Origin of the sequence: Sphingobium cupriresistens (genome assembly GCF_004152865.1) — a bacterium.
Classification (GTDB): Bacteria; Pseudomonadota; Alphaproteobacteria; order Sphingomonadales; family Sphingomonadaceae; genus Sphingobium; species Sphingobium cupriresistens.
On sequence record NZ_SEOO01000020.1, the window covers coordinates 53402 to 75528 of the forward strand.

A 22127-nucleotide genomic window follows, 5' to 3' on the forward strand; every position below is an offset into this window, starting at 1 on the left:
TGACCGGCTTCGATTTCGCGCAGCCCGAACGAACTTAGGTCAACGGCGGGTCATCATCCAACTGAGCGCGGGCAGAGCCGGGCTAGCGGGCGCGACGGCGCACTGGCCGATCTTGTCCAGCGCCAGTTCGGCAAAGGCTTCGGGCCATGCCGCATCGGAGAATTGCGCCAGCGCGCCGATAGTGACGCCGTCCGGTGCGCAGTTCGCAGTTATAAGCCCACCCCTGCCATGCCGCACCAGCGCCACGCGGAGATAGCCCGCTTCGGCCGCGATCTCGCCGACCAGCAGTTCGTCACTCCGCCGCGTCACGGCGAAGATCGCCGCCGGGGCGGCCGCCAGCAAATCGCGCATCTGGCGCACCCGGTCGCCCTCCAGCGCCACCGCCTTTCCGCCCAGCAGTCGCGCCCGCGCAGCGAAGCGGCGCCCGGCCGCCAATTGGGCATCGTGCAGCAGGAGCGGCAGCGTAGCCGCCTCCGCCCGTCCGCCAGCCAGCGCCGCCGACGCCACGGCCGCGCTTGCGAGAAAGACCCTTCGTGATACGCCGTTCATGGCTTCGCCCCCTTGGACAGATGCTCGGCGATCTGCCGCAACTCGGCGTCGCTCGCCTCGCCCCGCGGGATGGCGGGCATGTTCCCGATCCCCATGCGGGCGGCCTGCACGACATAGTCGGCGGTCAGGTCGGTACGCTTTTCCAGCAAGGGCTGGTCGGTGCGTCGCGCCAGCAGGCCCGTACCCATGCCGCCCGGCGCATGGCACATGGCGCATTTCGTCAGATAGAGTTGCTCGCCCGGCGTGGCTTGTGGTCGCGACGAGAGCGTTTCGGGCGCGGGCAAAGGCGGCGGCCCCTTGGGCGCCTGCGTCGGCGTTTCGCTCGCCCGGCCGCAAGCCGCGCCCGCCAACATCAATGCAGCGCCCACCAGCGCGATCATCCCCCGGCGCATCAGCCCTGTCCTCCCGACTGGCTGCTGGGCCAGATGCCGCTCTTCCCCGGCGCGATCACGCCCCTGGGATCGAGCGCATCCTTCACCTTGCGGTTGAGCTGCCCCAGCGCGTTCTTGTTGAAATCATAGGTGCCTGCGACCGCGTCCATATAGTCGAGATGGGTCCGATATTCGCCATAGCCTTGGCGCTTGGCGTCAGAGATCAGATGTTTGAGAAAGGGATCGACCCGGCCCATCAGGTCCGCATCATCCTTGTTGATGAGCACCGCGTTCACATTGATGAGGTGGCGTTCGCCAAAGGCGAAGCTGGCCTGATAATCCATGCCATATTCCTTGTAGCGGGCGTAGGTGCGCTGAAACTGGGCCTGCGCCGCCGCGCCCGATTGCGGCAGGATCGGCGAGAAGCCGATATGCCCGCCGCGCCCGCCATGCCAGTTGGCGTTCTGCATCGGCATGGTGAGCGGCGTGCCGGTCCATCCGGTCGCCTCCAGCGGTTCGCCCGTCTTCCACACGGTCGGGCGTAGGGACATGGGTTTGAGCTTGCCCAGTTCGTGCTCAAGAATCGCATAGGCCGCCTTGTTGACCGACTCCCGGCCGTAAAGCCGCAGGCTCACCCCCCACCAGCCGACGTTGAATTTCTTGCGAATCGCCGCGATCACATCGTCGGGCAGCGCGCCGGGCTTGTCGGTCCACTGGTCGCGGGTCGTCACCACGGCGGCGGCGCGCAACCAGTTGCCGATGGTGGGCGACTGCTGCAACAGTCCTTCGCGGCGCAGCGGCGCGATCGCGTCGATCAACGGCCCCAAATCCTCCGGCCGGTCGAATTCCAGATCCATGCCCATCAGCGATTCCGGCGCGGGCATCAGCCACAGACCCATTTTGGTGACGATGCCGAAATTGGACTGGACGAACATCTGGTCCCAGCCGGGGCCGAAGCCGAAGCGATAGAGTTGCCAGGTCGGCGCGCCGTCCAGTGCGCCCATGCCGGTGCGCACGACCAGGCCATCGGCCATCACGGCTTCCACGCCGCAGATGCGCGTCGCATGTTCGCCATAGGGGGTATAGCCCATGCCCCGGTCCAGCGCATTGCCGACCACCGATCCCCAGCTGTTGCCGGGCACCGAAAGCCAATGTTTCATGCCCCTCGACTTCAGGAAATCGTAGAGGTCGTAGAAGCCAACGCCCGGCTCCAGCAGCACCGTGCCGTTCGCCTCGTCATAGTCGATCTTTTTCATCCGGCTGAGGTCCAGCACCACAGATCCCGCCGACAACGGCGCGGAACCGCCATAGCCCAGATTTTTGCCCCGGCTGATCGGCCAGAGCGCGATGCCGCGGTCAGCGGCGATGCGAACGATCGCCTGGATTTCCTCGACCGTGGCCGGAGCGACCGCACCGGCGGGGTGGTGGCGCGCGTCGTCGATCGCGAACTTGTCCTGATAGCTGGCCTGATCGACCTCATCGAAAAAGACATGATCCTTGCCGACGATCGCCCCAAAGGCGGCGATGATGGCGGGCGCTATCGCCGCCGCTGTCTTGCCCTTCACATCCATCTCACCTCACTCGCCAGTCATGCCAGCTTATTAATAACGATCGTTATCGTTAAAAGATATGCCAGACGAGTCAAGCGGACTGCCAGAGCCATGTGCAAAAAGCGCTTGCCTATCCTGATCCTCAGATTGTATGCCTATGATACATATTGCGCAGGAGCAGGAAGATGGAAGAGCAGGACGTCGTTTCCGTACATGTCGAAAACCGGATCGCCTGGGTGAATTTCGCGCGGCCGGCCAAGCGCAACGCGATGAGCCCGACGCTCAACCGGCGCATGATGGAGGTGCTGGACGAACTGGAATATCGCGACGATGTCGGCGTGCTGGTGCTGGGCGGCGAAGGCGCCGCCTGGTCGGCGGGCATGGACCTGAAGGAATATTTCCGCGAAACCGAAGCCAAGGGCCTGCGTGGCGTGCGCAAGTCGCAGGCGGAAAGCTATGGCTGGTTCCGCCGCCTGCGCTGGTTTCACAAGCCGACCATCGCCATGGTCAATGGCTGGTGTTTTGGCGGCGGCTTCGGCCCGCTCTTCGCCTGCGACCTCGCCATCTGCGCGGATGAGGCGCAGTTCGGCCTGTCGGAGATCAACTGGGGCATCCTGCCCGGCGGCGGCGTGACCAAGGTGGTGGTCGACCTGCTGCCGATGCGCGACGCCATGTGGCTGACGCTGACCGGCGACCTGATCGACGGCAAGGCCGCGTCCACCATGCGGCTGGTCAATGAGAGCGTCCCGCTGGAGCAGCTCAAGGCGCGCACGACGCAGGTCGCCGAAATGCTGCTGAGCAAGAATCCGGTGGCGCTGAAATTCGCCAAGGATGCCGTCCGCCGCGTGGGCACCATGACCTATGACGAGGCGGAAGATTATCTGGTCCGGATGCAGGAAGCCGCCAACTTCCACGACAAGAGCGAAGGCCGCAAGGAAGGCATCCGGCAGTTCATCGACGAGAAGAGCTACAAGCCGGGTCTGGGCGCCTATGATCTGAGCAAGGCGAAGACCGAGGCCTGAAGCCGGTGGGATCAGGCCGCGGCCTGACCCCATCCCCCGCCCAGCGCCCGGAACAAATCGACCTGCGCGAAGGACAGGGCGCGGGTCGCGGTCGCCAGATCGGCCTCGGCGCTCGCCAGCGTGCGTTGCGCGTCCAGCACGGTCAGGAAATCGATCTGCCCCTCGCGCTGCCGCGCCAGGCTGATCCGGGCGGCGCGCGCCGCTTCGTCCCGCGCCAGACCCAGCGTCCGCGCCCGCTCGATCGCGTGGGCGTAGGCCGACAAGGCGCGTTCGCTTTCCTCCAGCGCCTGTAGCACCGTACCATCGAAGGTCGCCAGCGAGGCCGCGCCGTCCGCCTTCGCCGCGCCGATCCGCGCCCGGATCGCTTGCGTGTTGGGGAAGGCCCAGCTGATGAGCGGTCCCAGCACCCAGTTCAACGGCCCGCCGCCCAGCACATTGCCGCCACCCAGCGCCGTGGTGCCGACCGATCCGCCCAGCGTGATGCGGGGGTAGAGGTCGGCCGTCGCTACGCCGATCCGCGCCGTGTCCGCCGCCAGCCGCCGTTCGGCCGCGCGCACATCCGGCCGCCGCGCCAGCAGCGCCTGGCCGTCGCCGACCGGGATCGGCTGGGCCAGTTGCGGCGTGCGGGTCGCCGCGCGTAGGCTGTCGGGCAATTGCTGCGGCGTCCGCCCGGTCAGCGTCGCCAGCCGGAACAGCGCCGCATCCCGATCCGCGGCCAGCGCCGGGATCGTCGCCTTTTGCTGTTCGCGCAGCGCGGTCACACGGATCACATCCAGTCGATCAGACCGACCGACGTCGAATCGCGCGCCGGTGATGCGGATCGACTGGTCGAGCAGCGCCACCGTCCGTTGCGCCACGGCCAGCCGTTCGGCCGTGGCGGTGACGTCGAGATAGGCGCGCACCGTGTCGGCGATCACCGCGACGCGCACGCCGTCGGCATCCGCCTGCACCGCCGCCAGGTCGCCGCGCGCCGCTTCGACGCCGCGCTTCACCCGGCCGAACAGATCGACTTCATAGGAGACGTCGAGCCCGCCATCGAGCACCCAATTTTCCCGGTCTATGCCCGGCAGCGACTGCGCCGCCGACGTCCGGTTATAGGTGCCGGACGCGCCGAGGCTGGTCTGCGGCAGACGATCCGACTTCGCGCCGCGCAGCGACGCTCGCGCCCGCTCGATCCGCGCCACCGCAACGCGGATGTCGGTGTTGGCGGCCAGCGCGTCCCCGACGAGCGTGTCGAGCAGCGGATCGCCATAGAGCGTCCACCAGCGATCCTGCACGGCGGCCGTGCTGACCGCCGCGCCGGTCGCGCCGATGAAGGGCGCGGCCGCCGTTGTCGGGGTAGCGGGCGGCTGATAGTCCGGCCCGGCGGCGCAGGCGGTGAGCGCACTCGCGCCGAGCAGGAGAGCGATGAAGGTCCGGGTCATATCTCTGTTCCTCATTCGGCCGGTTGCAAGGCAGCGTCGGCCTCTGGACGCCGGCGGCGGGCGAAACGATCGCCCAGCGCGCGGCACACGACATAGAAGGTGGGGGTGAAGAGCAGGCCGAAGGCGGTCACACCGGCCATGCCGAAGAACACCGCCGTCCCCAGCGCCTGCCGCAGCTCGGCGCCCGCGCCGGTCGCGATCACCAGCGGCACCGCGCCGAGGATGAAGGCGAAGCTGGTCATCAGGATCGGGCGCAAGCGGGTCTGCGCCGCCTGTACCGCGGCCTCCACCGGCGACAGTCCCTGTTCCTCCTCCGCCTGCTTGGCGAATTCCACCACAAGAATGGCGTTCTTGGCGGCAAGGGCGATCAACACGACCAGGCCGATCTGCGTCAGGATATTATTGTCCATGCCCCGCAGATTGATGCCCAGCATCGCGGCGAACAGGCACATCGGCACGATCAGGATGATCGCCAGCGGCAAGGTCAGGCTTTCATATTGCGCCGCCAGCACCAGAAAGACGAAGAAGACGGCCATGCCGAAGACGATGCCGGCGGTGTTGCCCGCGCTCTTCTGCTGATAGGCGATGCCGGTCCATTCGCTGGCATAGCCTTCGGGCAACGCCGCGCTCATCTTGTCGATGGTCGTGAGCGACTGGCCGGACGAATAGCCGGGCGCCGTGTCGCCATCGACCTCCACCGCGGGCATCAGATTATAGCGCACCACGCGATAGGGGCCGGTCTTGTCGCGGAAGGTGGCGACGGACCCGATCGGCACCATGCCCCCGGCGTTCGACCGAGTCTTGAGGTTGGCGATATCCGCCACGGTGCCGCGATGCTGCGCATCCGCCTGCGCGGTGACGCGATAGGTGCGGCCGAGCAAGTTGAAGTCGTTGACGAAAGCGGACCCCAGATAGACCTGCATCGCTTCGAACACGCGCTCCGGCGGGACGCCGAGCAGGTCGGCCTTGGCGCGGTCGACATCGGCGTAGATGCGCGGCGTGCTGACGTCGAACAGCGTGTAGATCATCGAAAGGCCGGGGGTCTGGTTCGCCTTGGCGATGAAGTCCTGCGCGACCTTGTTCAGTTCGGCATAGCCACGATCCTGCCGGTCCTCCAGCATGATGCGATAGCCGCCGGCCGATCCGATGCCCTGGATGACGGGCGGCGGCACCAGCAGGATGCGCGCCTTGTCATAGCCGGCCATCGCCTTGTTCGCCTGCTCCATGATCCCGGCATAGGTGACGCCCTCCGCCTTGCGTTCGGCAAAGCTCTTGAAGGGGAAGTAGATCGCCGCCGAATTGGGCGCCGCGGTCTGCGACGGGCCATGGAAGCCAGCGAACATCACCGCGCCGCGCAGCCCCTTGATCGGCAGGATCTTGTCCGCGACCTCGCGCGTCACCTTGTCGGTGCGTTGGAGCGACGCGCCCGAAGGCAGTTGCACCACGGCCAGGAAATAGCCCTGGTCCTGGGACGGGATGAAGCCTGCGGGCGTCACCCAGAACAGGCCCGCCGTCGCCACGATCAGCCCGGCATAGGTCGCCAGCATCTTTTTGGGGCGCGCCACCAGCCAGCGGGTGAGGCGCGCATAGCGCTCGCTCATCCGGTCGAAACCAGTGTTGAAGCCATCCACCACCACGCCCAGCTTCTGCCGCCAGAGCGGGTCGTTGCTGCGGTCGCGCGGGCCATGTTTGGCATGCAGCAGCAAAGCGGCTGCGGCGGGCGACAGGGTGAGCGAGAGGATCAGCGAGATGATCGTCGCGGTCGAAATGGTGACCGCGAACTGCTGGTAGAAGGCCCCGGAAATGCCGGTGATGAAGAGCGTCGGCACGAACACGGCGCACAGCACCAGCACGATCGCCACCAGCGCGCCCGACACTTCGTCCATCGACGTGCGCGCGGCCTCCAGCGGCGTCATGCCCCGACCGATATTGCGCTCGACATTTTCGACCACGACGATCGCGTCATCGACGACGATGCCGATCGCCAGCACCAGCCCGAACAGGGACAGGTTGTTGAGCGAATAGCCCAGGCCCGCCAGGATCGTCGCCGTGCCGATCAGCGATACCGGGATGGCGATGATCGGGATGATCGCCGCGCGCCAGTTTTGCAGGAAGACGAGGATGACGAGCACCACCAGCAGCACCGCTTCCAGCAGCGTGTGATAGACCGCGTCGATCGACTGGCTGATGAATTCGGTCGGGTTGTAAATGACGCTATATTCCAGCCCCTTGGGGAAGCGCTGGGAAAGTTGGTCCATCTCCGCCTTCACATGCTCGGCCGCGTCGAGCGCGTTGGAGCCGGGGCGCTGCATCACCGCGATGACGACGGTGGGCTTGCCCGACAGATAGGTGTTGATCGCATAATCCTGCGCGCCCAGCTCGACACGCGCGACGTCGCGGACGCGCACCTGGCGCCCGTCGGCATCGCTGCGGATCACGATATTGGCGAACTGGTCGGGCGATGTCAGGCGGCCCTGCATCTCGACGCCGAGCTGGAAGGCTTCGCCCCGGTCGTAAGGGGGCTGGCCGATCGCACCAGCCGATACCTGGACGTTCTGCGCGCGCAGCGCCGACACGATCTCGCCCGCGGTCAGGTCCATCGCGGCGGCGCGGCCGGGATCGATCCAGACGCGCATCGCATAGTCGCGCGACCCGAACAGTTGCACATCGCCGACGCCGTCGAGGCGGGCCAGCCGGTCGCGCACCTGCGTCAGCGCATAGTTGGACAGGTAATTGCGGTCGAACGTGCCGTCGGGCGACTGGAGATTGACCACCATCAGGAATTCGGGCGTCGTCTTGCGCGTCACCACACCCAGCCGCTGCACCTCTTCGGGCAGGCGGGGCACGGCGACGGCGACGCGGTTCTGGACCAGCACCTGCGCGGCGTCGAGGTCGGTGCCGATCTTGAAGGTGACGGTGATCGTCACCTTGCCATCGCCGGTCGACTGGCTGCTTTGATAAAGCATATCGTCGACGCCGTTGATTTCCTGCTCGATCGGCGCGGCCACGGTCGACGCGACCGTTTCGGCGGATGCGCCGGGATATTGGGCGGAAACCGTGACCGTAGGGGGCACGATGTCGGGATATTGGCTGACCGGCAGGCCGATAAAGGCCAGCGCACCAATGACGGTGATGACCACCGCGATAACAGCGGCGAAGATCGGCCGGTCGATGAAAAAGCGCGAGAAACGCATCGGGCAAGTCCTTTGCGAAAAGCAAAAGGGAGGCCGCACGATCCAACGGGTCGGATCGTGGGCAGGAATGTTCGCCGAAAGAGGCGGTTGTTACCGCTCGAAGGTCGCCTGCGACGCGACCGGCACGGCCCCGTCGGTCGGCGTGATCGGCGCGGCGACGGCCCTGATCGACGCCCCACGGGTCGCGACCTTCGCACCGGGCATGGCCGCCTGGACATTGGCCACGACCACCTTGTCCTGTGGCGACAGGCCCGAACGAATGATCCGCAGCCCGTCGACCAGCGGCCCAAGCTGCACCGGCTTGGCGGCGACGACATCGTCGCGGCCGACCACCAGCACCGTCTTGAGCGCCTGGTCGGACTGGATCGCCTCGTCCGGGACGAGCAGGGCGTTGACCTTCCCGCCGCTGGACAGGCGCATATTGCCGAACAGACCGGGCGTCAGGAACAGGTCGGGATTGCTGAGCACGGCGCGTCCGCGAATGGTGCCCGACCGCGGGTCCAACCCATTATCGGTGAAGTCGAGGCGCCCCTTCCAGCGATAATCGGATTCGTCCTGCAAGCGGATTTCGACTTCGCCGCCATGGCCATCCGCATGATCCCGCTGCGACTTCAGGAACAGCGCTTCGGATGCGTCGAAGCTGAAATAGATGGGATCGAGCGCATTGATGGTGGTGAGCAGGCTGGCGCCCGCTCCTTCGGCTCCCGACACCAGATTGCCGATATCGACCTTCCGGTCGGACACACGGCCCGAAATTGGGGCGCGGATCAGGGTGAATTCCACGTCCAGCGCGCGGGTCCGGGCGCGGGCGTCGGCCGCGGCCAGTGCCGCCTGCGCCGCTTGCAGGCGGGCGCGCAGCGTATCGATCTCGCTGGCCGATACCGCTTCATCGCCGTTCAGGCGCTGGACGCGGGCATAATCGGCCTGCGCCAGCCGCAGCCCGCTGCGCGCGCTGGCGACGTTGGCGCGGGCTTCGGCCAGCGCCGCGAGGAAAGGCCGCTGGTCGAGGGTGAAGAGCAACTGGCCCTGGCGCACGATATCGCCGTCTCGGAAGTGGATCGCCGTCACCGGACCCGACACGCGCGGCCGGACATCGACCGTCTGGCTGGGGGCGAAGCGACCGACATAATCGTCCCACTGGACCACCTGCCGCATCAGCGGCGCGGCGACCCCCACGGTCACCACCGGCGCGGCCGCCTGCGCCTGCGGCTGTCCCGCATATTTCCAGCTTACGCCAACAACGATCGCCAGCGCCAGCGCGGCCCAGGCGACATGCCGGCCGCTCCAGCGCTTGCCCGCCTTTTCCGCACGGATTTCACCGGCCGGCGCGTCCGCGTCGATCTTTGTGATCATGTTCATGCGACAGTCCCCTTGATGCTGTGGCGCGCGGCGGTGATCGCGGAAAGGAGCAGTTCAAGCTGCCCTTCGCTGAAACCCGCGTCGCGGAAATCGGTGATGGCGGACGGGCGAACGGCAAAGCCATTATGCCAGCCTTCCACGGCGAGCCGGCGCAGCGCTTCCAACCGCGTGCTGGCGAGCCGGAAATGCGGTTGCGGCCCGAAGACCATGGTCTTGATCCGCCCCCAAAGGCCCGGTTCGCGCAGCGATGCCAGGCCATCGCCGCGCGCCAGTTGCACGATTTGCCATTCGGTCGGCGAAAAGCCGGTGGCGGTCGCCTTGATACGGTCGCGCACGACAGACAAGGCGATGCCGTCCCCCACCGCGAGCAGCGGTTGGGCAAAATCGATATAGGCCATGATATTCGTCCCCTGATTGCGCGCATGATGGCCGCGCCATCCGTTTGGGATGAACGGGACCGTCTCCCGAACCGCGGTGGGATCGGAATGCGCAGCGCCATACGGAACAGGGCGTTCGCCCCGTCCGGCATGACCAGATGTTGATGCAGATGCGGCGCGCCGAAGCTGCCGTTAAGTCGATGTCACTCGCCTAATAGATAAACAAATATTGGACATGGAGCCTCCTTCGAGGCTGCGCCTCTACCGGATTTCATACTTATCGGTATATAATGCGATGCAGCATATCGTCAACCGCTTTCTGTACCGATTGGTAAAAATTTATGAATTGGCGCTGAACGACGCGGAACGGCTCAGACGGTGGGCCACATCGCCATGGTGGTTTCGACCAATTGTTCCAGTTGCGCGGGCGTCGCCCCGCCGCTGGCTTGCACGCCCATGCCCTGAATGACCGCGGTCAGATAGGTCGCGATCGCGGCCGGTTCGACACCGGCAGGCAGGTCGCCTTCGGCCTTGGCGCGCTCCAGCCGTTCAACCAGCGCCTTGTCAGAAGAGGCGCGACGCGCGATCACGTCGGTCTTGATCGAGTCGGCCTGGGTGGTGCAGGCGACCATGCTGATGACGCCCAGACAGGCGCGCGGATCGCTGCCGCCGGTCTGGATTTGCAGCGTGCCGCGCAGCAACCGTTCAGCCACACCCCGCGCGGTGGGCGCATCAAGGGCGGAGCGCATATAACAGAGCTTGTCGCGCTCATACAGATCCAGCGCCTTGTGAAACAAAGCTTCCTTGTTGCCGAAACAGGCGTAGAGGCTGGGCTTGGTGATGCCCATCGCCTCGGTCAGTTCGGCCAGCGACGCGCCCTCATAGCCGCGGGTCCAAAAGACCTGGAGCGCGGCCGACAGGGCTTCCTCAGGATCGAATTCCCTGGGGCGTCCTCTCGTTACGGGTTCGGCTGCCATTTTCATACCGATCGGTATATAGGCATGGCGGCGCAGTTGTCCAGATGCTGCGCTCCCCCGACGGGGGATCGATTCACGTTTATGATATACCCATATTCGTGAATTTATGGCACTTGTCTCTCGTTCAAGGGAGAGAGATGCATGTCCATAGCCACCACCCATGTCGGCAGCCTGCCGCGCGGCGACGCGCTGACCCCGCTGCTGCTGGCCCGCGACAAGGGCGAACCCTATGACGCCGCCGCGTTCGACACGGCCGTTCAGCAGGCGGTGACGGACGCGGTCGCGGCGCAGATCGACGCGGGCGTGTCGATCGTCAGCGACGGCGAGTTGGGGAAGGTCGGCTATTCCACCTATATGATCGAGCGTCTGTCGGGATTTGGCGGGCATATCGATCGCAAGGTCGCGGCCGACCTCGCTCCGCTGCCCGAACTGCGGCAGAAGCTGGCGGCGATCATGGGGAGCCAGGAATTCACCCGCGCATCCTGCATCGGCCCGGTAAAGCTGGTGACGCTGGCGCCGCTGCACGACGACATTCGCCGTTTCAAGGCGGCGCTGGCCGGTCATGCCGGCGCCCGCGCCTTCATGAACGCCGCGTCCCCCGGCCTCATCACCGCTTTCCAGGTCAACCGCCATTATCCTAGCCACGAAGCCTATCTGGCCGATCTGGTCGATGCGATGCGGGAGGAATATGAGACGATCGTCGCGGCGGGATTCGACCTGCAGCTCGATTGCCCCGACCTCGCCATGTCGCGCCACACCGGCTATCAGGATGCGAGCGACGAGGAGTTCATCAGGATCGCCGCCGCCAATGTCGAAGCACTGAATGCCGCGACCGCCAATATCCCCGCGGACCGGATGCGGATGCATATCTGCTGGGGCAATTATGAAGGGCCGCACGATCACGACATTCCGCTGGAGAAGGTGATCGACATCATATTGGCCGCCCGCCCGGCGACCGTCTTGTTCGAAGGGGCTAATCCGTGCCACGAACATGAATGGACGGTGTGGCGCGACGCCAAAGTGCCGGGCGACAAAATCCTTGCCCCCGGTCTGATCGACACCTGTTCCAACTATGTCGAGCATCCCGAACTGATCGCCCAGCGGATCGAGCGTTTCGCCGGGATCGTCGGCAAGGACCGGGTGATCGCCAGCACCGATTGCGGCTTCGGCACCTTCGCCGGATATGGCAAGATCGACCCGGCGGTGACCTGGAAGAAGCTGCGGTCGCTACGCGCCGGCGCGGACCTGGCGGACGCGCGCCTGTGAGGTCGGCTGTGACAGAAGAGCAGCGCCGCGGAATCGAACAGGATTGCGCCCGTCTGGTTGCGCTCTACGCCAATCTGAATGACGCGGGGCGCTGGGCGGATGTCGCGGCGCTCTATGCGCCCGATGGCCGCATGGCGCGCCCGACTGCGCCAGACGAGTGGACGGAGGGGCGCGACGCGATCCTCGCCGCTTTCCTCGCCCGGCCGGCGCGGACGACGCGGCATGTCTGCTCCAATGTCGTCATCGACGTCCTGAGCGACAGCGAAGCGACGGGGGAAAGCGCAATGCTGTTGTTCACAGGCGAGGGCGCGCCGAAAGTCGGTTCCTTTCACGACCGTTTCGTGCGCATAGAGGCGGGCTGGCGCTTTGCCGAAAGGCGGGGCAGTCTTACGTTTTAAACAGGGGTTCGCTGGCTCATGAATGGCACCACGCCGTCCACCGTCAAATCGGCGATGCGCACCATCGACATCATCGAATATGTCGTGGCGCGCCCTGCCGGGGTGGTAGCGCAGGAGATCGCCGCCGGGCTGGCGATCCCGGTCAGCAGCCTGTCCTACCTGCTCGCGACGCTGGCGGAGCGCCACTATCTGACCCGCGAAGGGCGGCGCTATCTGCCGGGGCCAGCGCTGGAACGGCTGGCGTCGCCGCGCATCGCCATGTCGCTGGCCGACAAGGTCCGGCCGCTGGTCAAGTCGCTGCGGTTGCAGATGAACGAGACGGCGTCCTTCTTCATCCGCGACGGCTGGCATCTGGAGGCGATCGTGACCGAGACGGCGGAACAGTCGCTCCGCTATTCGATCAGCGTGGGCACGCGCAGCCCGCTCCATTGCCTGGCCGCGGGCAAGGCGCTGCTCGCCACCATGGCCGATGCCGAGCTGGACGGATATTTCGCGCAGGCGCGGCTGGAAAGCTTCACCCCCAGCAGCATTACCGATGAAGCCCAGTTGCGGGCGGAACTGGCGGAGATCCGCGCCACCGGCATCGGCCGCACCCGCGAGGAATATACGCCGGGCATCTGCGGCCTGGGCATGGCGGTGATGGTGGACGATGTGGCGGTCGGCGCTTTTGCCCTGGCGATCCCGGTGCCGCGCTTCACCGCCGAAGTCGAAGGACGGACCATCGCCAAGCTGGAGCAGGCCGTGAGCCTGTTCACCGCTGCGGAGATGCCGGCGGTTTGAGCAACGGCGCGTCATGATCGCGACAGGGTGGTGAAGGGGGACGCCTTTCGGCATCCCCCGTCCCCTCCCGCTCAGGAGATGAGCTTATCAGGCGGCCTTGGTGCGCCAGCCGTCGGCGTAGTTGTCGCGGGCGGCTTCCGAATAGGGCACCGAGGAGACGATCGCCTTGATTTCGGTCTGGACGTGCGGCTCGACGGTCGGCTTGCTCGTGCCGCCATTGGGTTCGCCCCACAGCAAAGTCACCTCGGTGCCGGGCGCGGCGAATTCCGCATCGACCATCGCCAGCGCCAGGAAGCGGCCGGCGTTGATGGTGTAGCCGATCCAGGTCGACAGGCCGACGGTCTTCCCGTCCTTGAGCACCGCATCATAGGGGTGCATACAATAGACGGCGCTGGGGAATTCGAGGAACTTCGCCTTGTCGCCGGTCTGGAGCATCGAGCTCATGACGCGGACGATATCCTCGTTGTCCAGAGCCAGCGTCACCTTTTGACGGTGGGGCTGATCCTTGATCTTCTCCAACGCTTCGCGGCCGACGAAATCATGGTCGAACTTGACCATGATGCCATAGCCCAGCTCCCACGGATTGAGGTAATAATCCTCGATCTTGTCCGAGACGAAGCTGCCGCCGAGCGAGCATTTGCCCTCATAGCTGTTTTCGCCGATCCATTCGCGGAAGCCCTTCGAGCCTTCGCCGGTGTAGGTGGCGGGCAGCGGCGAGGGAATCCAGCCCGATTCGAGCGTGTTGGACGAATAGGTGCGTCCACCGCAGAGCGTCAGGCCATAATCCTTGCCCGCTTCGATCAGGGCGTTGCGGACAGTGTCATAATCCTTCCAGGGACCAAACAGCTCGTAGCCCGGCTGGCCGGCCATGCCGTGGCGTAGCGCGCGCACTTCAACGCCGGCGATGTTGATCGGCGCCATATGGAAGAATTTGAGGTCCGGCGGGGTCTGGCCCATCGCCTTTTCCAGCACCGGCATGGCGTTCGGCCCCTGCAACTGGAAGCGATAGTTGCGGCGATAGCCTTGACTGTCGAGCGGGCGGGCAGCGGTGCGCTCGTCGCGTTCCACCTTAACGTCCCACTTGCCGGTCGACGCCCAATATTCGACCCACTCGATCGAGGGGGCGCGGCCGACCAGTTCGAACTTTTCTTCTTCCAGATAGAAGAGGATGACGTCGCCGATCACATAGCCTTCGGGCGTGACCGGGGCGAACTGCTTGGCGCGGTTCGGCACGAAGCCCTTGAAGCTGTTGGGGGCGAGGTAGGACAGCATGTCGAACGCGCCGGGGCCGGTGACGAGCAGGTCGACCATGTGGAAGCTCTGGTTGAACAGAACCGAGCTTTCCGCCCAGCTGCGCTGTTCGTCGCGCCAATTGCTATATTCGCCCGGAACGCCCGGATAGACGTTGGGACCAACCTGCTGGTTACGCAGGAATTCGACGATGTCGCCCTTTTCATCGAGCAGCTGTTGCAGGGTCTTGTCAGTCATTCAAACCTCTCCTTCGACTTGATCTGGAAGTGTGCGAAAATCTGGCGCGGGCGGCTTGGCGAGCCATTCCCGCACTTGTCTGTTGAACGCCCGCGGCGCTTCGGCAGGCATCATATGGCCCGCCCCTTCGACCACGCGCAGTTGCGCGTGGGGGATAGCGGCGGCGATGGATATATGCTGGGCGACCGGGGACCATTGGTCCTGGCGGCCGACCATGGCGACGGTCGGGCAGGTGATCGTCGGCAGCAGCGCATCGACCGAGGGGCGATGCAGCAGCGCTTCGATCTGCGCTTCGAAGGTGGGCAGGCCGGCGGCGACGGCCATGGCGTAAAGCGCGTCCATCAGGGCTTCGTTGCGCAGGGCGGCGAAGCCCATCATTGGGGGTAGCCATTCGCCGACCAAGGCGCTCATCCCTTGCGCGCGGCCGATGTCGCGCAGCCGGTAGCGGCTTTCGCGCTCGCCGGGCCTGACCGGATGGACGCCAGTGTCGACCAGCGCCAGCCGTTCCACGCGATGCGGCGCCTTGCGCACCACTTCCAATGCTATCCGCGCGCCCATTGAATGGCCCAGCAAGGCGCAGCGGTCGGGCATATGGGCGATCGCATAATCGGCCATCGCTTCGATTCGGTTGCGACCAGCGTAAAAACCATCGACCACGACGCTGTCAGGGAAGACAGCCAGCGTTTCGCCAAACATGCGGGAATCGCACAGCAATCCAGGCAGGATCAGGAGGGGGGCGCCGACATCGCGATCTGATGATTTCGCATCCATGAATATTTCATCTACACGAATAACTTGGGGCGGACCAGAGAGAAAATGCATCGGCGGACAGGCCGATGATCCTTATTATGGCAGGTGCGTTTCCTCATCCGCCGGGCGGAGGCGGGAGAGCAGCAGGACCAGCGCGGCGATGGCGGAGCCGAGCGCGAGCAGCAGCGACGTCGCGCCCCTGCCCGCCCCCAAGGCCAGCAATTGCCCGGCGATAAACGGACCGAGCGCGGCGCCCATGCGGCCAAAGCCGATCACCGCGCCGGTGCCGGTCGCGCGCAAGGTGGTGGGATAGATATTGGCGATGAGCGCATAGAGGCCGACCACCGATCCGTTGGCGAGGAAGCCCAGGATGAAGGCCGCCACCTGGAGCCACAGCATGGCGGCGGGGACCGCGCCGAAGGCGGCGACCGCGATAGCGGCTCCGGCCAGTCCCACGATCACCAGCGGGCGCAGGCCCAGGCGCGGGGAGAGGAAGCCGAGCGTCAACCCGCCAATCGCGCCGCCCATGTTCATGAACACCGACACGATCGTCGCGCGCGACGGGTCGAAGCCCAGCGCGACGACCAGCGAGGGCGCCCAGCCCAACGCATAGTAAAAGGTCATCATGTGCAGGCCGTACATAAGGATGAGCGCGATGGTGGTGGCGCGGTAACGGTCGACGAAGAGTTGACCCATCGATGCCTTGGGTTCGTCCACGATTCTGACCTGCCCGGCCTGTGGCTGGCCGAGGCGGCGCAGGATGGCGTTGATGCGCGGCAGGGCGGCGGGGCCATGGCGGGTGGCGAGCCAACTGACCGATTCGGGCAGGCACAGCAGCACGAGCGGCACCATCAGCGCGGTGGCGCCCGCGCCGGCGAAAAAGATCGATTCCCAGCCGTGGTTTTGCAATAATTGCGCCGCGCCCCACCCGCCGACGATGCCGCCGACCGGATAGCCCGCCGCCATGATGCTGACCGCCAGGTCGCGGCGGCGGCGGTTGGCGAATTCCGCCGATGCGGCGTTGACCGCCGCCAGCACCGCGCCGAGGCCGAGGCCCGTGAAAGCGCGCAGCAGGCATAGCACCACGACATTGGGGGCGAAGGCCGAGGCGAACATGCCGCTGACCATGATGACGAGGCACAGGAGAATTTGCGGCCGTCGGCCAATGCGATCGGCGAGTTGGCCCAGCGTCAGCGAACCCAAGACCATGCCGGCCAGCCCGGCCGACACGACCAAGCCGATCGCGCCGGGACCGATGCTCCATTGCCGCGCGATGCCGGGCGCGGCGAAGGTGACCGCCAATATGTCGAAACCGTCGAGCGCATTGAGCAGGAAGCAGATGGCGATCGCTACGACCTGCGGCAGGCACATCGGCTGGACCGCCAGGATGCTGCGCGGATCATCGGCAGGCAGGGCTATAGTCGACGTGACGGCCATGGGTGGCGTTCCTCTCTATCTTATGCCGCGCACATTGTATGCTGATGACACATTATGCAAATCGAAAGGCGCCCGGCCCGCGGCGACGCAAATGCTTGTGGAAAGCCGCAAACAAATATAACGATCGTTATTAATTACGGAGAGGACAGACCAGACGATGCCGCACGCCACCACCCCGGCCGGCCGGACAGACAGTGAGCCGAGCCTGTTGCTGGGCATCGCCTTCGGCTTCCTGTCTTCGCTCGGCCCCTTCGCCATCGACCTGTACCTTCCCGCCATGCCGGGGATGGCGCGCGCGATGGCGGCGGACAGCGGCGCGGTGCAGCGCACGCTGTCCGCTTTCTTCCTGGGGCTGGCGCTGGCGCAGATACCGCTGGGCACATTGGGCGACCGATATGGACGGCGGCGGCCGTTGATCGGCGGGCTGGCACTGTTTGCGATCGCATCCATCGCCTGCGCGCTGGCGACCAGCCTGCCCATGTTGGTCGCCTGCCGTTTCCTGCAGGGGATGGGCGCATGTGCGGGCACGGCGAGCGTGCGCGCAATGATCCGCGACCGGCATAGCGGGCATCGCGCCGCGCAACTCATGGCCTTCACTTTCCTGATCATCGGCATATCGCCGGTGCTGGCACCGCTGGCGGGCAGTTACCTGTTGCAGATCATGGCGTGGCGCGGGCTGTTCGCGTTGCTGGCGGGCGGCGGGGTGATCGCGCTGGTCGCCGTCCTCCTCTTCCTGCCGGAATCGCTGCCACCCGAACGGCGGTTGCATCAATTGCCGATGCTGGAAAGCTATCGCCGGTTGTTGACCGCGCCGGCCTTTCTGGGCTGGACGATGGTGGCGGGGCTGGCGACCACCATTCCCTTCGCCTTCGTCACCGCCGCCCCTTTTCTCTATACGCAGGGCTTCGGCCTCACCGCGCATCATTACAGCCTGTTGCTGGCGCTCAATGCCGCGACGTCGATCATCGCGACCCAATTCGCGCCGGCGCTGATGCGGCGGCTGGGCGGGCGGCGACTGGTGTCGATCGCGGCGGCGATCGCGATCGTGGCGACGGCGCTGCTGGCGCTTACAACTGTCGCGCTCGCTGTCTCGATCGGCGCGTTCCAGTTCTATGCGATGCTGCTGTTTGCGCTGGCGGGGCTGATCCTGACCCCGGCCGCCATTTCGGCGCTGGACGCCGCAGGCGGCGGAGCGGGCTCAGCAACCGGGCTGCTCGGCACGCTGCAACTGGCGATCACCGCGCTGGCGAGCGGCGCAGTGTCGCTGCTGCCGTCGATGACCGTACTGCCGCTGGCTGGCTTGCTGGGCGGCAGCTTCACGCTGATGGCGGTGGTGATGCTGGCGCTGGGTGAGCGGCGGGGCATTTAGGGCGCTCGCTTTACCGCAATCCGTTCGTCCTGAGTAGCCACTGAACGAAGTCGAAGTGGCGTATCGAAGGATGCGCGCCGGGGGCCGATGCTTCGATACGAGCCTTCGACAAGCTCAGTCTCTACTCAGCACGAACGGGTTTGGTTAGACCCTCAGTCATCAGGCTCCAATAGTCCATGGCGTGTTCTCACACAGGCGGGAACACGTAATGCTAGTGTCTATCCGTTCCGCATCAGCCGCTCGGCGTGCCAGCGCAGGTGATCGCCCATGAAGGTCGAGATGGTATAATAGCTATGGTCATAGCCCGGTTGCAGGCGCAGCGTCAGCGGGATGCCGGCCGCCGCGCAGGCCCGTTCGAGCAGATGTGGCTTGAGCTGTTCGGCGAGGAAAGTGTCGGCGTCGCCCTGATCCACCAGCAGGTCGGCGACACGCGCGCCATCCTCGATCAGGGCGACGGCGTCATGTTTGCGCCAGGCAGCGCGATCGTCTCCCAGATAGCCGCCCAGCGCCTTGTGCCCCCAGGGCACCTGTGAGGGCGCGACGATCGGCGCGAAGGCAGAGACGGCCTTGTACCGATCGGGGAAGGTGAGGCCGATGGTGAGCGCCCCATGGCCGCCCATCGAATGGCCCATGATCGACTGGCGAGCCATGTCGGCGGCGGGAAATTCAGCGGCGATCAGCGCAGGCAATTCCTCCGTCACATAGGACCACATGCGGTAATGCTGCGCGAAGGGCTGCTGCGTCGCATCGACATAGAAGCCCGCGCCCAGGCCGAAATCATAAGCGCCATCGGGATCGTCGGGCACGCGCTCACCGCGGGGCGACGTGTCGGGCGCGATGAAGATGAGGCCCAGTTCGGCGCAAAGACGGCGATATTCGCCCTTGTCCGTCACATTGGCGTGGGTGCAGGTCAGCCCCGACAGATACCAGACGATCGGCAGTTTCGCGCCCGGCTCATGCGGGGGCACATAGACCGAGAAGGTCATGTCCGTGCCTGTGGCCGTGGAGGCGTGCCTATACACGCCCTGCACGCCGCCAAAGGCGCGATTGGTGCTGACCGTCTCCATCAGTAGACGACGACCGAACGGATGCTCTTGCCCGCGTGCATCAGGTCGAAGGCGGTGTTGATTTCCTCCAGGCCCATGACGTGGGTGATCATCGGGTCGATCTCGATCTTGCCGGTCATGTACATGTCGACGATCTTGGGCACGTCGGTCCGGCCCTTGGCGCCGCCGAAGGCGGTGCCGCGCCAGTTGCGGCCGGTGACGAGCTGGAAGGGACGGGTCGCGATCTCCTTGCCCGCTTCGGCCACGCCGATGATGATCGACGTCCCCCAGCCGCGATGGCAGGCTTCCAGCGCGGTGCGCATGACGTCGGTATTGCCGGTCGCGTCGAACGTATAGTCGGCGCCGCCGTCGGTCATCTCGACGATCTTCGCCACCGTGTCCTCGCGCGACAGGCCCCTGGAGTTGAGGAAGTCGGTCATGCCGAACTTGCGGCCCCATTCCTCCCGATCAGGATTGATGTCGACGCCGATGATCCTGTTCGCGCCGGCCAGGCGTGCGCCCTGGATCACGTTGAGGCCGATGCCGCCCAGGCCGAAGATGACGACATTGTCGCCCACCTGCACCTTGGCCGTGTTGATGACCGCGCCCACGCCCGTGGTCACGCCGCAGCCGATATAGCAGCTCGACTGGAAGGGCGCGTCCTCGCGAATCTTCGCCACCGCGATTTCAGGCAGGACGGTGAAATTGGAGAAGGTCGAGCAGCCCATATAATGGAATATCGGCTGGCCCTTGTAGGAAAAGCGGGTCGTGCCGTCGGGCATAAGCCCCTTGCCCTGGGTCGCGCGGATCGCGGTGCACAGGTTGGTCTTGCCCGACAGGCAGCTTTTGCACTGGCGGCATTCGGGGGTGTAGAGCGGGATGACATGGTCGCCCGGCTTGACCGAGGTGACGCCGGGGCCGACTTCGCGCACGATGCCCGCGCCCTCATGGCCCAGGACCGAGGGGAAGATGCCCTCGCTGTCCAGCCCGTCGAGCGTATAGGCGTCGGTATGGCAGATGCCCGTCGCCATGATCTCCACCAGAACCTCGCCCGCCTTGGGGCCTTCCAGGTCGAGTTCGACGATCTCCAGCGGTTTCCTGGCTTCGAAGGCGACGGCGGCGCGGGTCTTCATGGGTCTACTCCCGAATTGGTCCGATAATCGGAAAATCCTGTGCCGGATCGGCGGGGGCATGTGCAAGCCCGCGCCGCGCGGCGGTGGTGTCGCCCGCTCTAGCAATATCCCGTCTGCGCGATAAGAAAGCATTTGCGGGATTCATTATTTCTGAAGTGGGACAATATGCACCGCTGGGAAGGCATAGACGAGTTCGTCGCGATCGCAGCCGCAGGCAGTTTCAAGGCGGGCGCCGAGGCGCTGGGCCTGTCGACCACCCATATGAGCCGCGCCATTGCCGCGCTGGAGGCGCGGGTGCAGGCGCCTTTGTTCCACCGCACAACCCGGACGGTGCGGCTGACCGATACGGGCCGGGTCTTCTTCGACCATTGCAGCCGGATCGTCGCCGAGCGGGACGAGGCGATCGCGATGATCAGCGAGGGCGGCGAGCCGCAGGGGGACATCCGCATCACCTGCTCCACCGCCATGGGCGAGCGCTTCATCGCGCCGATCGTGCGGCGCTATGCGTCCAGCCATGCCAAGTTGCGGATCAGCATCGACCTGACCAACCGGCTGGTCGACCTGGTCGGCGAAGGCTATGACCTGGCCATCCGCACCGGGCAGCTGGCGGAATCGCGGCTGATCGGCACCCGGATCGCCTCGCGGCGGCTCCATACCTGCGCCGCGCCCGCCTATCTCGACCGGCATGGACGTCCCGCCAAGCCCGGCGACCTGTCGCGGCACGAATGCCTGGTCGGCACGTCGCCGCTGTGGCGGTTCGAGCGGGGCGGGCGGGCGGAGAGCATCCGGCCCAAGGGGCGGTGGCGCTGCAACAGCGGCGGCGCGGTGGCGGAGGCCGCGATTGCGGGCATGGGGGTATGCCAGTTGCCCGAATTCTACCTGCTGCCCCACATCGCATCGGGCGCGCTGGAAGAAGTGCTGGACGATTTCCGGCCCGATGACGAACCGATCTGGGCGGTCTATCCGCAGCGTCGCCATCTGCTGCCCAAGATCAGCGGGCTGCTGGACCTGTTGCGGGCCGAGCTGCCCGCCGCGCTGGCGCGGCAGGCCTGAACGCTCAGGCCGTCGACTCGTCGTCGCCGTCGGGCCGGGTGAATTCGAGAAACCGGCTGTTGCCGCTGTCATCGGTGGCTTCGAGCGTGTCGACCAGCGTGTCGAGATACTGGTTGAGCATGTCGACCTCCTGCCCTGCCAGCGCCGAGACGAGATAGGTCGCCACCTTGTCCGTCTGCGGGCGCATCAGGCCGTAGAGGCGCTGCCCCTCGTCGGTCAGGATGAGCGTCTTGCGCCGCTTGTTGCCGGGATCGCGCTCGACCGCGATGCGGCCATGCTTTTGCAGCGCGGCGACCGCGCGGGAGACGCTCATCGGATTGACGCCGGTCATTTCGGCCAGCTCATGGCTCGCCGAATTGGGGTGGCGCCCGATCAGCATCAGCAGGCGAAATTCATTGAGGCTGATCTTGTAGCGATGTTCCAGATAAGTGGAGAAAGGCGCCATCAGCTTGTTCGCCAGCCGCAGGACGCGATGCAGCGTATCGGCCGGGCTGGCTTCGGCCGCGCGCGGCCGCGGCGACTTGGAGGACGCGGACGGTTTCCGGAGCGGGCTGCTGTTCGACATGGTCTTCCGATAGGACATC

General features: G+C 65.8%; 20 protein-coding genes. 6 read left to right on the forward strand and 14 right to left on the reverse strand.

Annotated elements, in window-relative coordinates:
* Positions 1–39: 39 nt before the first annotated feature.
* Genes EWH12_RS13065 through EWH12_RS13075 form a run of 3 tightly spaced genes read right to left on the reverse strand, consistent with a single transcriptional unit; the run spans position 40 to position 2485 of the window.
* Positions 40–549 (reverse strand): hypothetical protein, encoded by a 510-nt coding sequence (locus tag EWH12_RS13065; protein ID WP_129926863.1) that lies wholly within the window; start codon positions 547–549, stop codon positions 40–42.
* Positions 546–941: a c-type cytochrome gene (locus tag EWH12_RS13070; protein WP_242496050.1), complete on the reverse strand. Its 396-nt coding sequence runs from the start codon at positions 939–941 to the stop codon at positions 546–548. Before EWH12_RS13070 ends, EWH12_RS13065 begins: the two co-directional genes overlap by 4 nt.
* Entirely contained in the window at positions 941–2485 is a 1545-nt protein-coding gene (locus tag EWH12_RS13075; RefSeq protein ID WP_242496051.1) for an FAD-binding oxidoreductase, read from the reverse strand. Before EWH12_RS13075 ends, EWH12_RS13070 begins: the two co-directional genes overlap by 1 nt.
* Positions 2486–2655: 170 nt before the next feature.
* Here EWH12_RS13075 and EWH12_RS13080 point away from each other — a divergent pair, with 170 nt between their 5' ends.
* Positions 2656–3492, forward strand: a complete 837-nt coding sequence (locus EWH12_RS13080) for a p-hydroxycinnamoyl CoA hydratase/lyase (protein ID WP_129926866.1) — start codon at positions 2656–2658, stop codon at positions 3490–3492.
* A gap of 11 nt (positions 3493–3503) precedes the next feature.
* Here the strand turns inward: EWH12_RS13080 and EWH12_RS13085 are convergent, their stop codons facing one another.
* The 5 genes from EWH12_RS13085 to EWH12_RS13105 form a co-directional block, all read right to left on the reverse strand.
* Positions 3504–4916, reverse strand: coding sequence for an efflux transporter outer membrane subunit (locus EWH12_RS13085; RefSeq protein ID WP_129926867.1), 1413 nt, complete (start codon positions 4914–4916; stop codon positions 3504–3506).
* Positions 4917–4927: 11 nt separating this feature from the next.
* Positions 4928–8110 carry an efflux RND transporter permease subunit gene (locus EWH12_RS13090; RefSeq protein ID WP_129926868.1) on the reverse strand — a complete coding sequence of 1061 codons (3183 nt, stop codon included), beginning with the start codon at positions 8108–8110 and terminating at the stop codon, positions 4928–4930.
* 90 nt (positions 8111–8200) lie between these two features.
* Positions 8201–9469 (reverse strand): efflux RND transporter periplasmic adaptor subunit, encoded by a 1269-nt coding sequence (locus EWH12_RS13095; RefSeq protein WP_129926869.1) that lies wholly within the window; start codon positions 9467–9469, stop codon positions 8201–8203.
* On the reverse strand, positions 9466–9867 hold the full coding sequence (locus tag EWH12_RS13100) for a hypothetical protein (protein ID WP_066609160.1): 402 nt from the start codon (positions 9865–9867) through the stop codon (positions 9466–9468). Before EWH12_RS13100 ends, EWH12_RS13095 begins: the two co-directional genes overlap by 4 nt.
* A 350-nt stretch (positions 9868–10217) precedes the next feature.
* Positions 10218–10829 carry a TetR/AcrR family transcriptional regulator gene (locus EWH12_RS13105; protein WP_129926870.1) on the reverse strand — a complete coding sequence of 204 codons (612 nt, stop codon included), beginning with the start codon at positions 10827–10829 and terminating at the stop codon, positions 10218–10220.
* A 135-nt stretch (positions 10830–10964) separates the two neighbouring features.
* Here EWH12_RS13105 and EWH12_RS13110 point away from each other — a divergent pair, with 135 nt between their 5' ends.
* Genes EWH12_RS13110 through EWH12_RS13120 form a run of 3 tightly spaced genes read left to right on the forward strand, consistent with a single transcriptional unit; the run spans position 10965 to position 13267 of the window.
* Positions 10965–12089 (forward strand): cobalamin-independent methionine synthase II family protein, encoded by a 1125-nt coding sequence (locus EWH12_RS13110; RefSeq protein ID WP_066609158.1) that lies wholly within the window; start codon positions 10965–10967, stop codon positions 12087–12089.
* Between the two features lie 8 nt (positions 12090–12097).
* Complete coding sequence (locus EWH12_RS13115) at positions 12098–12487, forward strand: nuclear transport factor 2 family protein (protein WP_242496052.1); 390 nt, start codon at positions 12098–12100, stop codon at positions 12485–12487.
* A gap of 18 nt (positions 12488–12505) precedes the next feature.
* On the forward strand, positions 12506–13267 hold the full coding sequence (locus tag EWH12_RS13120) for an IclR family transcriptional regulator (protein WP_129926871.1): 762 nt from the start codon (positions 12506–12508) through the stop codon (positions 13265–13267).
* A gap of 87 nt (positions 13268–13354) precedes the next feature.
* Here EWH12_RS13120 and desA read toward each other — a convergent pair whose 3' ends face one another.
* The 3 genes from desA to EWH12_RS13135 all read right to left on the reverse strand — a co-directional run bounded on the left by desA (position 13355) and on the right by EWH12_RS13135 (position 16942).
* Entirely contained in the window at positions 13355–14755 is a 1401-nt protein-coding gene (desA, locus tag EWH12_RS13125) for a syringate O-demethylase (RefSeq protein ID WP_066609156.1), read from the reverse strand.
* Positions 14756–15526 carry an alpha/beta fold hydrolase gene (locus EWH12_RS13130; RefSeq protein WP_129926872.1) on the reverse strand — a complete coding sequence of 257 codons (771 nt, stop codon included), beginning with the start codon at positions 15524–15526 and terminating at the stop codon, positions 14756–14758.
* Between the two features lie 75 nt (positions 15527–15601).
* Positions 15602–16942 (reverse strand): MFS transporter, encoded by a 1341-nt coding sequence (locus EWH12_RS13135; protein ID WP_129926873.1) that lies wholly within the window; start codon positions 16940–16942, stop codon positions 15602–15604.
* Positions 16943–17099: 157 nt separating this feature from the next.
* On the opposite strand from EWH12_RS13135, the gene EWH12_RS13140 reads away from it, so the two are divergent.
* The gene (locus EWH12_RS13140; RefSeq protein ID WP_129926874.1) at positions 17100–18311 is read left to right on the forward strand and encodes a multidrug effflux MFS transporter; all 1212 of its coding nucleotides are present in this window, start codon (positions 17100–17102) and stop codon (positions 18309–18311) included.
* A gap of 218 nt (positions 18312–18529) precedes the next feature.
* Here the strand turns inward: EWH12_RS13140 and fghA are convergent, their stop codons facing one another.
* Both fghA and EWH12_RS13150 read right to left on the reverse strand, forming a co-directional pair.
* Positions 18530–19378, reverse strand: a complete 849-nt coding sequence (gene fghA, locus EWH12_RS13145; protein ID WP_129926875.1) for an S-formylglutathione hydrolase — start codon at positions 19376–19378, stop codon at positions 18530–18532.
* Entirely contained in the window at positions 19378–20490 is a 1113-nt protein-coding gene (locus EWH12_RS13150; RefSeq protein WP_066609151.1) for an S-(hydroxymethyl)glutathione dehydrogenase/class III alcohol dehydrogenase, read from the reverse strand. The genes fghA and EWH12_RS13150 overlap by 1 nt, the downstream gene beginning before the upstream one ends.
* Before the next feature lie 165 nt (positions 20491–20655).
* On the opposite strand from EWH12_RS13150, the gene EWH12_RS13155 reads away from it, so the two are divergent.
* On the forward strand, positions 20656–21543 hold the full coding sequence (locus EWH12_RS13155) for a LysR family transcriptional regulator (RefSeq protein ID WP_129926876.1): 888 nt from the start codon (positions 20656–20658) through the stop codon (positions 21541–21543).
* 4 nt (positions 21544–21547) lie between these two features.
* On the opposite strand, the gene EWH12_RS13160 is transcribed toward EWH12_RS13155, so the two are convergent.
* Positions 21548–22108, reverse strand: a complete 561-nt coding sequence (locus EWH12_RS13160; protein ID WP_242496053.1) for a MarR family winged helix-turn-helix transcriptional regulator — start codon at positions 22106–22108, stop codon at positions 21548–21550.
* Positions 22109–22127: the final 19 nt, after the last annotated feature.